Annotated in this window: 16 protein-coding genes; 4 read left to right on the plus strand and 12 right to left on the minus strand. The window is 65.7% G+C overall.

Annotated elements, in window-relative coordinates; translation table 11 throughout:
* Positions 1-21: 21 nt before the first annotated feature.
* On the minus strand, positions 22-1,500 hold the full coding sequence (locus tag V2S85_RS09820; RefSeq protein ID WP_330702680.1) for a TolC family outer membrane protein: 1,479 nt from the start codon (positions 1,498-1,500) through the stop codon (positions 22-24).
* 2 nt (positions 1,501-1,502) lie between these two features.
* Positions 1,503-2,108, minus strand: a complete 606-nt coding sequence (locus V2S85_RS09825; RefSeq protein ID WP_330702681.1) for a protein-L-isoaspartate O-methyltransferase — start codon at positions 2,106-2,108, stop codon at positions 1,503-1,505.
* A 224-nt stretch (positions 2,109-2,332) separates the two neighbouring features.
* Here V2S85_RS09825 and V2S85_RS09830 point away from each other — a divergent pair, with 224 nt between their 5' ends.
* Entirely contained in the window at positions 2,333-3,853 is a 1,521-nt protein-coding gene (locus V2S85_RS09830; protein WP_330702682.1) for a fumarate hydratase, read from the plus strand.
* A gap of 145 nt (positions 3,854-3,998) precedes the next feature.
* Here the strand turns inward: V2S85_RS09830 and V2S85_RS09835 are convergent, their stop codons facing one another.
* The 10 genes from V2S85_RS09835 to V2S85_RS09880 all read right to left on the minus strand — a co-directional run bounded on the left by V2S85_RS09835 (position 3,999) and on the right by V2S85_RS09880 (position 10,424).
* Complete coding sequence (locus V2S85_RS09835; RefSeq protein WP_330702683.1) at positions 3,999-4,619, minus strand: cell wall hydrolase; 621 nt, start codon at positions 4,617-4,619, stop codon at positions 3,999-4,001.
* A gap of 183 nt (positions 4,620-4,802) precedes the next feature.
* Positions 4,803-5,144, minus strand: a complete 342-nt coding sequence (locus V2S85_RS09840; RefSeq protein WP_330702684.1) for a DUF1491 family protein — start codon at positions 5,142-5,144, stop codon at positions 4,803-4,805.
* Positions 5,144-5,623, minus strand: coding sequence for a PaaI family thioesterase (locus V2S85_RS09845; RefSeq protein WP_330702685.1), 480 nt, complete (start codon positions 5,621-5,623; stop codon positions 5,144-5,146). Before V2S85_RS09845 ends, V2S85_RS09840 begins: the two co-directional genes overlap by 1 nt.
* The gene (locus V2S85_RS09850) at positions 5,613-6,074 is read right to left on the minus strand and encodes a PTS sugar transporter subunit IIA (protein ID WP_330702686.1); all 462 of its coding nucleotides are present in this window, start codon (positions 6,072-6,074) and stop codon (positions 5,613-5,615) included. Before V2S85_RS09850 ends, V2S85_RS09845 begins: the two co-directional genes overlap by 11 nt.
* Positions 6,075-6,185: 111 nt before the next feature.
* Positions 6,186-6,758: a ribosome hibernation-promoting factor, HPF/YfiA family gene (hpf, locus tag V2S85_RS09855; protein WP_330702687.1), complete on the minus strand. Its 573-nt coding sequence runs from the start codon at positions 6,756-6,758 to the stop codon at positions 6,186-6,188.
* A 25-nt stretch (positions 6,759-6,783) separates the two neighbouring features.
* Positions 6,784-7,467 (minus strand): DNA polymerase III subunit epsilon, encoded by a 684-nt coding sequence (gene dnaQ / locus V2S85_RS09860; protein ID WP_330702688.1) that lies wholly within the window; start codon positions 7,465-7,467, stop codon positions 6,784-6,786.
* 50 nt (positions 7,468-7,517) lie between these two features.
* On the minus strand, positions 7,518-8,105 hold the full coding sequence (coaE, locus tag V2S85_RS09865) for a dephospho-CoA kinase (protein WP_330702689.1): 588 nt from the start codon (positions 8,103-8,105) through the stop codon (positions 7,518-7,520).
* A gap of 24 nt (positions 8,106-8,129) precedes the next feature.
* Positions 8,130-8,984 carry a shikimate dehydrogenase gene (aroE, locus tag V2S85_RS09870; RefSeq protein ID WP_330702690.1) on the minus strand — a complete coding sequence of 285 codons (855 nt, stop codon included), beginning with the start codon at positions 8,982-8,984 and terminating at the stop codon, positions 8,130-8,132.
* Positions 8,981-9,565, minus strand: a complete 585-nt coding sequence (locus V2S85_RS09875; protein WP_330702691.1) for a nucleoside triphosphate pyrophosphatase — start codon at positions 9,563-9,565, stop codon at positions 8,981-8,983. The genes aroE and V2S85_RS09875 overlap by 4 nt, the downstream gene beginning before the upstream one ends.
* A gap of 10 nt (positions 9,566-9,575) precedes the next feature.
* On the minus strand, positions 9,576-10,424 hold the full coding sequence (locus tag V2S85_RS09880) for a pyruvate, water dikinase regulatory protein (protein ID WP_330702692.1): 849 nt from the start codon (positions 10,422-10,424) through the stop codon (positions 9,576-9,578).
* A gap of 322 nt (positions 10,425-10,746) precedes the next feature.
* Between V2S85_RS09880 and hemE the strand changes: the two genes are divergently transcribed.
* The 3 genes from hemE to V2S85_RS09895 all read left to right on the plus strand — a co-directional run bounded on the left by hemE (position 10,747) and on the right by V2S85_RS09895 (position 12,744).
* Positions 10,747-11,772: a uroporphyrinogen decarboxylase gene (hemE, locus tag V2S85_RS09885; protein ID WP_330702693.1), complete on the plus strand. Its 1,026-nt coding sequence runs from the start codon at positions 10,747-10,749 to the stop codon at positions 11,770-11,772.
* Positions 11,773-11,954: 182 nt separating this feature from the next.
* Positions 11,955-12,395: a CopD family protein gene (locus V2S85_RS09890; RefSeq protein ID WP_330702694.1), complete on the plus strand. Its 441-nt coding sequence runs from the start codon at positions 11,955-11,957 to the stop codon at positions 12,393-12,395.
* A 7-nt stretch (positions 12,396-12,402) separates the two neighbouring features.
* Positions 12,403-12,744 (plus strand): hypothetical protein, encoded by a 342-nt coding sequence (locus V2S85_RS09895; RefSeq protein WP_330702695.1) that lies wholly within the window; start codon positions 12,403-12,405, stop codon positions 12,742-12,744.
* Positions 12,745-12,914 lie beyond the last annotated feature (170 nt).

Consider the following 12,914-nt stretch of genomic DNA (forward strand, 5'->3'; position numbering starts at 1 on the left):
AAGCCTGCTCCCGAATCGGGATCAGGGCTCCTGCGAGTCGGGGATTTTGCCGTCCTGCACCGCCGTGTCAACGGTGCGCGTCGATCGGGCGACGGGAGCGTCATCATCGTCCCAGTCGAAGACCTTGCCGCGCACCCGCTCGTAATTGACGTTCGGGTCGTAGAGCATGCCGCCATCGAGATTGAGGTCGCGCGCCTCGGCCTTGCCCATCGCCGCCAGCAGGGTGAAACCGGCAACATAGGCATTGCGCCGCGCGGTCACCAGCGTGACCTGCGCGTTCAGCAGTTCCTGCTCGGCGTTGAGGATGTCGAGGATCGTCCGGCGGCCCACCGAATTCTCCGCCCGCACGCCTTCGAGGCTTAGGGTTGCGGCATCCACCGCCACTTGCGAGGAGCGGATCAGGTCGTTCGACGCGACGTAGGACGTGAAGGCCGAGCGGACCTGGGCGATCACGTCGCGCTCGGTGGCGATCTCCTGCTCCAGCGAGGCCGAGGCCGTCGCCTGTGCCTGACGGCGCTGGGCGGCGGGCAGGCCGCCCTGGAAGATCGGGATGGACAGCTGTGCGCCCGCCTGCGCGGCGGAATCGTGCTGGGTCACCCCCGAACTGGGAACGCCGCGGGCAAGCGTGTTGAAATAGTTGTTATAGCTGCCCTGGCCGAACAGTCTCAGCGTCGGCAGCCGGCTGGCCCCTGCGACGTCGATGTCCTTTTCCGCGGCCCGCGTACGCTCGCGCGCACCGATCAGGTCGGGGTTCGAATCGAGGGCGATGGCCGAGGCATCGTCGGCCGTGCCGGGCAGCCCAGGCAAGGGCGGCGGCGCCTCCAGCGAGCCCGGCGCGGTGCCGATCAGGCGGATATAGGTTTCGCGCGCGGCAGCGAGATTGGCTTCGGCGGTCAGCAGGTCGCTCTGCGCGACGGCGAGGCGTGACTGCGACTGCGCCACGTCGGTGCGCGTCAGGTTGCCGATCTCGAACCGGTCTCCGGTGGCATCGAGGTTGGTCTTCAACACGCTGACGTTCTTGCGGTTGAGGCCGACGATCGCCTCGGTCCGGATCACGTCCATGTAAGCGGCGACGACTTGCGAGAACACCGAGGCTTCGGTGGCGCGCAAGTCTGCCTGACCCGCACCAACGCGTATCCTGGCCGCCTTGACGCGGTTCTTCACCGCGCCGCCCGAGTAGATCGGCACCCCGAGGTCGGCACCTGCGCTGAACGTGCGCAGCGGGGCGTTGAACGAGTTTTCGCTCTGCTTGAGATACTCGGTGTACGTGCCGCTGGCACTGGCCGAGGGCATGCCGGCGGCCTTGGCGATCGGCACGCCTTCATCGGTGGCGCGCTGCTGGGCGCGCGCGGCTTCGAGCGTGGGGTTGGTCTTGTAGGCCGAGACTAGCGCATCGCGCAGGGTGTCAGCCCGCGCTGGCGCGCCGGCCGCTGCCACCATCAGGCAGCCTGTCAGACATCCCCCCGCGAGCAGCCCGGCACGCTTAGCGAACCGGGCCATGCTCAGAAGCTCCAGCGTTTGGGAGCGGCGAATTCGGGAAGCACGGGAATCCCCAGTTCGGCGAGCGGCAGCAGCGAGGTCACGCCACCTGCCTTGGTGCCGGCGGCAAGCCGGGTCACGCCGCGATCGACGAGCCCGGTCACGACCCGGCCGCCATCGGCAAGGCGCGCGGACAGGCCATCGGGAAGCACTTCGATGGCGCCGTCGACGACGATCAGGTCGTATTCGCCCGCGCCGGCATCGCCTGCAGCGGCCGGGGCCACGGAATCGAGCGAACCGACCAGGGGGCGCAGCAGCGTGGCGAGGTAGCCTTCACCGTCGCCGACCAGCAGCACCTTGTCGGCCTGCGCGGGCGCGGCTTCCTGCAGCATCTTGCCCTGCACCAGCGGAGCGCCGAGGAACCTGCCCTCGCCCAGCGGCACGGCGCGGTCGATGTAGGCGGCGTCGCGCAGTTCGGCGGGCACGAAGTTTTCACGTGGAACATTCGCCATCGCTTCCAGCACCCACGGCTCGTTCACGCCGCTGGTGCGCAGCTGGCTGACGATCATGGCACGGCGGGCTGCGGCAAAGTCGGTGGCAGGAGCCGACCGGTCCTCGGTCAAGGTCATTCGTGTATTCCCTCACTCGCTCGCGGGGCTTGCGGCAGATCGCTGCAATCGCGAAGACGACACTATGCGGCCGCTTCTAAGCGAACCCGCCTCTCAGGCCAAGCCCCATGAAACAACGCCCGTCGATCCGATCAAGCACTTTGACGATCACCGCCATGCGGCTTATGGAGCGGCAAAAATCCGACGTTATCCGCCAGATCGGGCCAAGAAGACCGGAGAATTCCATGACAGAAATGGTGACCATCCGCGAAGAGGACCTCATCGAGTCCGTCGCCGACGCATTGCAGTACATCAGCTACTATCATCCGATGGATTACATCCGCGCGCTGGGCGACGCCTACGAAGCGGAACAGGGCCCGGCGGCCAAGGACGCCATCGCCCAGATCCTGACCAACAGCCGCATGTGCGCCGAGGGTCACCGCCCGATCTGCCAGGACACCGGCATCGTCAACGTCTTCATCGAGTGGGGCCAGAACTGCCGCCTCGAATCCGACCGCTCGCTGCAGGACGTGGTCGATGACGGCGTGCGCCGCGCTTACAACCACCCCGAGAACAAGCTGCGCGCCTCGGTGCTGGCGGACCCCGCCTTCACCCGCCGCAACACCAAGGACAACACCCCTTGCGTGCTGTCGGTGGAGATGGTCCCGGGCTCGAAGATCTCGGTCGACGTCGCGGCCAAGGGCGGCGGTTCGGAGAACAAGTCCAAGTTCAAGATGATGAATCCCAGCGATTCCATCGTCGACTGGGTGATCGAGATGCTGCCGCAGATGGGCGCCGGCTGGTGCCCGCCGGGCATGCTGGGCATCGGCATCGGCGGCACCGCCGAGCACTGCGTCAAGCTCGCCAAGCAGAGCCTGATGGAGCCGATCGACATGGCCCAGCTCAAGCAGCGCGGCCCGCAGAACGACATCGAGGCGCTGCGCATCGAGATCTTCGACAAGGTCAACGCGCTGGGCATCGGCGCGCAGGGCCTGGGCGGCCTTGCCACGATCCTCGACGTCAAGATCCTCGACTGGCCGTGCCATGCCGCGGGCAAGCCCGTCGCGATGATCCCGAACTGCGCCGCCACCCGCCACGCGCACTTCACGCTGGACGGTTCCGGCCCGAGCTTCCTCGAGACGCCGAACCTCGACGAATGGCCCAAGGTCGAGTGGAAGCCCAGCAAGGAAGCGATCAAGGTCAACCTCGACACGCTGACCGCTGAGGAAGTCCAGAGCTGGAAGCAGGGCGATCGCCTGTTGCTCAACGGCAAGATGCTGACCGGCCGCGACGCCGCGCACAAGCGCATCGCCGACATGCTGGCCAAGGGCGAGGAACTGCCGGTCGATTTCAAGGGCCGCGTGATCTACTACGTCGGACCCGTCGATCCGGTGCGCGAGGAAGTCGTCGGCCCCGCCGGTCCGACCACCGCCACCCGCATGGACAAGTTCTCCGACACCATGCTCGACCTCGGCCTGCTCGCCAGCATCGGCAAGTCCGAGCGCGGTCCGGCGGCGACCGAGTCCATCGCCAAGCACAAGTCGGCCTATCTGATGGCGGTCGGCGGCGCGGCCTACCTCGTCGCGCGCGCGATCAAGGAAGCCAAGGTCGTCGGCTTCGCGGACCTCGGCATGGAGGCGATCTACGAATTCACCGTGCAGGACATGCCGGTGACCGTGGCCGTCGACAGCGAAGGCAAGAACGTCCACACGCTGGCCCCGCCGGTGTGGAAGACCAGGATCGCCGAGGAACACCTGCTGGCGTGATCCGGCATCCCGTGATCCCGGCACGGCGCCATGGGATCACGGGGCCCAGAAACAAAGCACCCCAGGACGGCCTATGCTGTCCTGGGGTGTTTTGTTTCTGCCCACCTTGCGGCTCAAAGGAAGCCTCAGGACTTCCCCGGACGCTTCAGCGATAGAAGACGTGGTTATCCACCTGGGCAAGCCTGGTCAGCTTGCTCCAGCGCGGGGAAACGCGCTTGGCGTGGAAGAAGAGGGCGCCCTTGACCTTGCTCTTCCAGGCCCCGTCGTCGGCGATCTGGGCGATGGCGACGGCTTCCTGCCAGCTAGGCGAATTCTCGCGCACGGCAGGCATCGAGCGGCCACGGATGAAAGAGAACTGCGATGGCTGGTAGACGACGCCGCAATAGCTGGCCGGAAAACGGCCCGACTTGGTACGGTTGACGATCACGCGGCCTACCGCAAGCTGGCCTTCCAGCGATTCACCGCGCGCTTCGAAGTAGATCGCACCGGCCAGGCAACGCATGTCGCGCGACATGTCGTCCGGTGCATCCTGCTGGGACACCAGTTGTTCGAGGGAATCCGCATCGGGGGTGTCGGTATCCTCAACCTCGTCGGCGGAAAGCGCCTGGACGATGGGTTGGGAAACGAACTGCGGGGCGGGCTTCGTTTCGATCAGCGTCGGAATGAAATCCGATGCTGCCGCGCCCGAACCCGTGGCGCCTAGAAGAGCGGTGAGAACCGTCGCGGCCAGCGCAATCGCGCTCGCCCACTCAACTTTCTTTCGCATTCAAACTTGATCAAAGGCGGTGAACCGGTCCGACGCAGGCTGGAACGGAAAGCCAGGTATGGCGTTCAGTATCCGTCGAGCCTGCCGACGATTCCCCGTCTGCGTGCTAGCAGGGCTGCCGAAGTGCCGCCCACGCCGCTTTCGCGTCAGTGGAAGCGGCCTTTAGGGCGTGCGCCGGGCAAGTCAACCCGCGCTGGCGTCCACGCCGATGAAGCGTTCGGCGTCTGCGGCATCGAGTTCGATGATCCACACATCGGGATCCTGCCGCCGCCTTCGGTCCAGGTACTCCTGGAATTCGAACGGGTTTTCAACGTCCTGCCGTTTTGAACACCGCCAGCGACGGGTGCCGTCGAGTTCGGGCATGCGCTCGTAGAGACGCTGATCCGCGCCATTGCGCGACAGGACCGCAAGGATCGTCCCCGCGTCGGGCTCACCCTTGGCCAGCACCGTGGCGAACCCGCCCTCGGCATTGACCCGGCGAATCAACGCGGAAACTTCCAGGTGAGCCGGGAGACGCGCGTCCATCAACCCTGCGGCACCGCATAGCCCGGCAGGCTGGACAGGGCGATACGCGAACGCATGAAGGTGCCGGTGCCGCGCCCGCACTCGTCGCCGTCCTCGTCGGTCAGCCAGGATTCGGCCACCATCACGCGGCGGCGCCCGCTCACCCAGCGTCCCTCTGCAACGATGCGACCACCCTTGATCGGCTTGCTGAGGTGCATGTTGAACGAGGTCGTCAGCAGAAAGCGGTCCGTGACGTGGGTATTGGCGGCATAGAAGGCCGCATCGTCCAGCATCTTGAAGTAGATTGTGCCATGCGCCGCGCCGGCCGCGTGAAAGCAGTCGGGCTCGACGAAAAACGTGATGCGTGCATGGCCATCGGCGACGATTTCCAGCTCCGAACGGAACAGCTGGTTGATCGGCGCAGAGGCATAGAGACCTTCCAGCGCGCGCCAGTGCAGCTGCGCGCCTCCGGTGCCGCCTGCCGTGTCTTCAAGCGGCATCGCGGTCGATGACGTTGCTCAGCAGGCTGTAGAGCGCCTCGGTCCCGGGAGCGGCCAGCAGCGCCTCGTGCATGCGCTCGTCCCGCATCATGCGCGAGATCGCAGCCAGGGCATGCAGATGGGTCGCGCCGGCGCCCTCGGGCGAGAGCAGGCCGAACACGAGGTCGATCGGCATGCCATCGGCGGATTCGAATTCGACCGGCGAGGCCAGGCGCATGAACACCGCGACCGGACGGGTCAGCCCGGCCATGCGGGCATGGGGGATCGCGATCCGTCGCCCGAAGCCGGTGCTGCCGAGCTTCTCCCGCTCGACGATGCGCGCCAGCACGGCCTGATGGTCGAGACCATAGACCGCGGCGAACCGGCTCGCGAGCTGGTCCAGGATGATGTCCTTGCCGTCCGCATCGGCCGTGATGACGGCCTCGGGCAGCAGCGAAAAAAGCCCACTCATTGCGTTTCTGATACTAGACCGGTTGCCAGTGTTGCATGCCCCCAAACCCCCGGCCGGAAACCGGGGGTTCTTCTTCCTCTCTGTCGATCAGAAGCGGTACGCGAAAAGCGTTCAGTGCGGTTCGACCCAGCCGATCGACCCGTCACCGCGGCGGTAGACCATATTATGTCGGCCGGTGCCAGCGTTTTTGAACAGCAGTGCCGTCGTATTGCGCAAGTCGAGCATCATGACCGCATCCGAAACGGTCGCCTCCGGAACGTCCACGCGGGTCTCCGCGATGACCACCGGAGCATCTGCCTCATAGTCGTCCGCGTCGTTGTCGGCGATCGGCTCCTCGAAGATCGTGTAGGCCGCATCTTCGGCGGCGACGGCGAAGGCGGATTGTTCGGAACGGTCGTTGAGGCGCCGCTTGTAACGGCGCAGCTGCTTGTCGATCTTCTCGGCGGCCTGGTCGCAGGCGACATGCGCGTCCTGCGCCATGCCGCTGCCCTTGAGCACGAGGTTCTGCATCACGTGCATGATGATGTCGCACTTGAACGCCCCGGCCGGCGCGCGGCCGAAAGTGACGTGAGACGACAGCGCCCGGTTGAAATACTTCTCGATGATCGCCGTGAGCTTGTCGTTGGCGTGGACCTGCAGGGCCTCGCCGGTTTCGACCTGGTGACCAGAGACGCGGATATCCATGGGCGTTTCTCCTTAGACTTAGAGTTCAGGCACCCCAGAGCGGGGTATCGACCGACTTGAGAAACTCCGCGTGCGCTAAGAGTTCCGCCTCGGTAGCCGCGTGGGGACGCGGCTGACGGAAGATACGGTCCTTCGTATTGAGAACCTTGATTTCCGTCACGATCTCAGTGGTTTCTGCAGAAAGTTCGAGGCCGATCTGACGGCCTCCCCGCAGTTCCACGTAAACTTGGGCAAGCAGTTCGGAGTCGAGCAGCGCGCCGTGCTTGGTGCGGTGGCTGCGGTCGATCCCGTAACGCGTGCACAGCGCGTCGAGCGAGAGCTTCGCGCCGGGGTGGCGGACCTTGGCCAGCGCCACGGTATCGACCATCCGGTCGCGCGAAACCGCAGGCAGGCCGCAAAGCGCCAGTTCGGCATTGATGAAGTTGAAGTCGAAGGACGCGTTGTGCGCCACCATCGGGCTGTCCTCGATGAAGTCGAGGAATTCCAGCGCGCCGGCGGCAAACAGCGGCTTGTCGGCGAGGAAGGCGTCGGACAGGCCGTGCACGGCCTCGGCTTCGGCCGGCATCGTGCGCTCGGGATTGAAATAGGCGTGATAGGTACGGCCGGTCAGCACCCGGTTGACCATCTCGATGCAACCGATTTCCACCAGGCGATCCCCATTTTTCGGGTCGAATCCGGTCGTCTCGGTGTCGAAGATGATCTCTCTCATCCCTCTCCATATCTGCCTGTGCAGAAGGATGTGCAAGGGGTTGGAGAGGTTTATTGCCCTCGGGTCAGCGCCTTCACGATACCGGCCACCTGTTTGCGCGTCGCTTCGAGCGAAGTGCCGGTATCGATGACGTGGTCGGCCCGCGCGCGCTTCTCCGCGTCGGGAACCTGAAGTGCCAGAATCTGCTCGAATTTTTCGCTCGTCATGCCGGGCCGGGCGAGCACCCTGCGGCGCTGCTCCGCGGCAGGGGCGGAGACCACCGCGACCGCATCGAGGCCCTTGTCGCCGGTCTTTTCGTAAAGCAGCGGGATGTCGAAGACGACCAGTGGCGCCTCCGCATTGTCCCGGAGAAAATCGCCGCGCATCGCCGCCACCGCCGGGTGGACGATTCGCTCCAGCACCGCCAGCTTGTCCTTGTCCTGGAACACAACGGCACCCAGCAGGGGCCTAACCACACCTGAAGCATCCGTAGTGCCCGGAAAGGCCGCCTCGATCAGTGGCACCAGCGCACCGTTCGGACCCTGCAGTTGGTGGACGGCGGCATCGGCATCGAAGACCGGCACGTCGAGGTCGCGCAGCATCTGCGCGACCGTCGATTTGCCCATGCCGATCGATCCCGTCAGGCCCAGGATTTTCATGAGCGGATTTTCATGAGCGGATCTTCATTTCAGGATCAGTTCGCGCAGCGCCGCGTCGCGATCGCGGGGAGGGCGGGCGCCGAAGAAATGCGTGAAGGCCGCATCCGCCTGGCCGATCAGCATCGACAGCCCGTCCACCGTCTGGAACCCGGCCCCGCGCGCCTGCTGCAGGAACGGCGTGTCGAGCGGGCTGGTGACGATGTCGTAAACCACGCTGCGCGGCGGCGCGTGGCTGAAATCGAAGGCCAGTGGCGGTTGACCGGTCATGCCCAGCGGACTCGCGTTGATGACCAGGTCGAAGCACTGCTCGCGATCGTCGAAGGCGAAATCGGTGGCGTCGGCGAAATGATCGAGCCCGATGGCATGGTGCTCGCCGCCGGGCGCGAGTTCATCGAGCATCGCGCGCGCCTTGTCGGGATCGCGTCCGGCCAGCACGATCACGAAATGCTCCTGCGCCAGCGCCGCGACGATCGCGCGCGCGGCGCCGCCGGTGCCGAGCACCCGCGCCATGCGGAACAGGTGGACCTTGTCCAGCTCCGCGCGCACCGGCTCCAGGAAGCCGGGGGCGTCGGTGTTGTAGCCGGTCAGGCTGCCGTCGGCCTCGCGCACGACCGTATTCACCGCGCCGATCCGCGCGGCGAGGGGATCGAGCCGGTCCATCAACCGCGCTATCGCCAGCTTGTGCGGCATCGTCACGTTGCAACCGCGCCAGTCGGGATCGGCACGCCGCCCGGCCAGGTATTCGGCGAGATCCTCCAGCCTGACCAGGCAATGGTCGTAGCGACCTTCGAGCCCCAGTTCGGCCAGCCAGAAATTGTGGATCATCGGCGACTTGGACTGCGCGATCGGATCGCCGATGACTTCGGCATACCGTGTCATCGCACCAGCACTCCCAGACGGCGCAGCGCCGACTGCACCTTGAGCAGCGGCATGCCCAGGATCGTGAAATAGTCGCCGTCGATCGCCTCGAACAGCTGCACGCCGCGCCCCTCGATGCGGAACACGCCGACGCAGGCGGCGACCTCCGGCCATTCGGCGTCGAGGTAGCCGGCGATGAAGGAGTCGGACAACTCGGCCACCCGCAACTGCGCGAGCGCGGCCTCGGCCCACAGCACTTCGCCATCCCGGACGAGGGCGGCCGCGCTGTGCAGTTCCATCACCTTGCCGGAAAAGAACCGCAAGTGCTCGGCGGCGTTCTCCCGGCTGGCGGGCTTGTCGAACCGGCGGCCACCGCAGGAGACGAGCGAGTCGCTGCCGAGCACCACCGCGCCCGATGTTTCACGTGAAACATGTTGCGCCTTCGCCGTCGCCAGCGCGACCGCGACTTCCGCGGCAGCGGCCCCTTCGAGGCTCGCTTCAAGGGCGCGCTCGTCGATATGCGCAGGCTGCGCACGGAACGGGATGCCGGCCGCCTCGAGCATGGCACGGCGCGAGCCGCTCTGGGATGCAAGAACGATCATGGAAAACCTGTCAGATGGGCTTCGGGCCGACTTGTCCGGACTGCCCGGCGGCCTTGCGTTCGTTATAGAGGTTGATGACCGCCGCGGCGGTCTCCTCGATCGAGCGGCGGGTGACGTCGATCACCGGCCAGGAGTTGTCCGCGAACATGCGCCGCGCATATTTCAGCTCGCTCTCCACCGCATCGGTCGCGACATAGTCGGTATCGGGCGACTGGCTGAGCGAGAGCAGGCGATTGCGGCGGATCTGGATGAGGCGATCGGGCGCGGTGGTCAGCCCCACCACCAGCGGTCGCTTCAGGCCATAGAGCAGTGGCGGCGGCGGGCTTTCCACCACGATCGGGATGTTCGCCACCTTGTACCCGCGATTGGCCAGGTAGATCGAGGTCGGCGTCTTGCTAGTGCGAGAGACACCGGCGAGCACGATGTCGGCCTCTTCCCATTCCTCCCACAGCACGCCGTCGTCATGGGCGATGGTGAACTGGATCGCATCGACGCGGGCGAAATAGGCATCGTCGAGCCGGTGCTGGCGGCCGGGGCGCCCCTTGGCTTCCTGGCCGAGCAGCGCTTCCAGCGCGTCGGTCACGCCATCGAGCACCGCGATCGCGGGCAGGCCGAGTTGCTGGCACTTTTCCTCCAGCCGCCCGCGCGTCTCCTCGTTGACGAGGGTGAAGAAGACCAGCCCCGGATTGGAGGCGATCTCTCCCATGATGCGGTCGAGGTGCTGCTGCGAACGGACCATCGGCCAGAAATGGCGCAGAACGTCGCCGTCGTCGTCGAACTGCGCGAGCGCGGCCTTGGCGATCATCTCCAGCGTTTCGCCGGTGGAATCTGACAGCAGGTGCAGGTGGAAACGCGCCATGGGCGGCTATCGGGCTCCTTGTGGATATGTGGCCGCATAAACCATGGGAGCGTTCCGGTGACAACTCGGCTCGGGCGATTCCTGCCCGCTATGGGGATTCACCGAGTCAGTTTCTGGACAGGCGGGCCGACTCTTCCCACACCCTGTGGACAAGGCGAACAACCTTTCGTTGACTCACTCTCGTCCAAGAGTCGCATATGACTCTTCGACCTGTTCAACCGGGGGTAAATCGGGCAAGGCGCGCCAATCCCCGATATCCACAGGGCCAACAGACTCCATCATCCTTCTATAAAAATTCTATTTTTTGTTGGGACGTGACGCGATGCCCGGAATTCTCCTCAACACTCTGCGCGGAAACACCGCAGGCAAGCGGCCGATCTGGCTCATGCGCCAGGCGGGCCGCTACCTTCCGGAATACCGCGAATTGCGCGCCGAAAAGGGCGGCTTCCTCGCGCTGGTCTACGATACCGACGCGGCCGCCGAAATCACGCTGCAGCCGATCCGCCGTTTCGGATTCGACGGGGCGATCCTGTTCTCGGACATCCTCATCGTCCCTTACGCGATGGGACAGGATCTCCAGTTCCTTGCCGGGGAAGGGCCGAAGCTGACTCCCCGCCTGGTGGACAACGCGCTCGCCGGCCTGAGTCCGGTGCCCGAGCGGCTGTCCCCGATCTACGAGACCGTCCGCAAGGTCCGCAGCCAGCTGGCCGCCGACAAGACGATGCTCGGCTTCGCGGGATCGCCCTGGACCGTGGCCACCTACATGGTCGCCGGCGAGGGCAGCCGCGACCAGCACGACACCCGGGCGATGGCCTATCGCGATCCCGCCGCCTTCGGGGCGATCATCGACGCGGTGATTCAGGTGACCGTGGAATACCTGTGCGGCCAGATCGAAGCCGGCGCGGAAGCCGTGCAGCTGTTCGATTCATGGGCGGGCAGCCTGTCTCCGGCGCAGTTCGAACGCTGGGTGATCGCGCCCAATGCAGCGATCGTCGCCGCCGTGAAGGCGCGCCATCCCCAGACTCCGATCATCGGCTTCCCCAAGGGTTCCGGCGAAAAGCTGCCCGCCTATGCCCGCGAGACCGGGGTGGACGCGGTCGGCATCGACGAGACCATCGACCCGCTCTGGGCCGCGCGCGAGCTGCCTTCAGGCATGCCGGTGCAGGGCAATCTCGACCCGCTGCTGCTGCTGGCGGGCGGGGAGGAGCTGGATCGACAGGCGCTGGCGGTGCTGGACGCCTTCGCGGATCGGCCCCACGTCTTCAACCTCGGCCACGGCATCGGCCAGTTCACGCCGATCCCCAACGTCGAGCAGCTGCTGGCGACCGTCCGTGGCTGGGAACGCTGAGCGCTCCACAAGTTCGAAATACCCCGACCCTTCGTCATTGCGAGCGAAGCGAAGCAATCCAGGGCGGTTTACGCGGCTCTGGATTGCTTCGCTTCGCTCGCAATGACGATTCAGGGGGAAGGCCTCGCGGTTCAAGGCTTCGGTTGAGACTGGCGGAATGACTCGCTAAAGGGTTTTCCACCATGGCAATTCTCGCAAGTCTCTATCCCTGGCTGAAGGCCGGGCACGTCATCTTCGTCATCTTCTGGATGGCGGGGCTGTTCATGCTGCCGCGCTACTTCGTCTACCATCAGGAATCGGACGCAGGATCGCCGGAAGAGGCCCGCTGGGTCGATCGCGAGGCCAAGCTGCGGAAGATCATCCTGACGCCCTCGATGATCCTCACCTGGGTTCTGGGCGTGCTGACGGCTCTGGCGATCGGCGCGTTCAGCGAAGGCTGGCTCCATGCCAAGCTGCTGTTCGTGCTGGGCCTCTCGGGCTATCATGGCTGGCTGGTCGGCTATGCGAAGAAGCTGGCGCGGGGCGAACGTCCGCTGAGCGGCAAGACGCTGCGCATGCTGAACGAAGTGCCGGGGCTGGCGGCGGTGGTGATCGTCATCCTGGTGGTCGTGAAACCGTTCTGAAGGAGTGATGCCCGTGATCGCTGCCCTGCTAGCCGCCGCGTTGTCCCTGTCCGCGCTGCCGCAGGCGGAGCAGGACGATCTACACTGCCTGGCCTATCTCTCGGTCGCGGCCGGCAAGGTGCAGGGCGACCTGCGCGAGAAAGTGGACGGCGGGGCGCTCTACTACTTCGGCCGGATCCAGGCGCGCGATCCGCAGCTCGATATCGCCGCCGGGATCGATGCGATCCTCCATGCGCCGGGGTACGGGCCGGAAACCTATCAGGCGGACAAGGCGCGCTGCCATGCGCAGCTGGATCCGCTCGCGGGGCAGTTCGAGGCGTGGAAGGGCAAGTTCGGGGGTGCGAAGTAACGGCGCGCTGGACCGGGGGGCTTCGACAAGCTCAGCCTGAGCGGGTTGGAGAACTGGGCTTCAATTCCCGCTCAGGCTGAGCTTGTCGAAGCCCCCGGCCGCACGAGGTGCCGGTCCATGTCCGAAGGCAATTCTCCACTCGCCCCGCTCCGGTGCCATCTCGCGGATTG

The sequence above is a fragment of the Novosphingobium resinovorum genome (assembly GCF_036352595.1).
In the GTDB taxonomy this organism is placed as follows: Bacteria; Pseudomonadota; Alphaproteobacteria; order Sphingomonadales; family Sphingomonadaceae; genus Novosphingobium; species Novosphingobium resinovorum_B.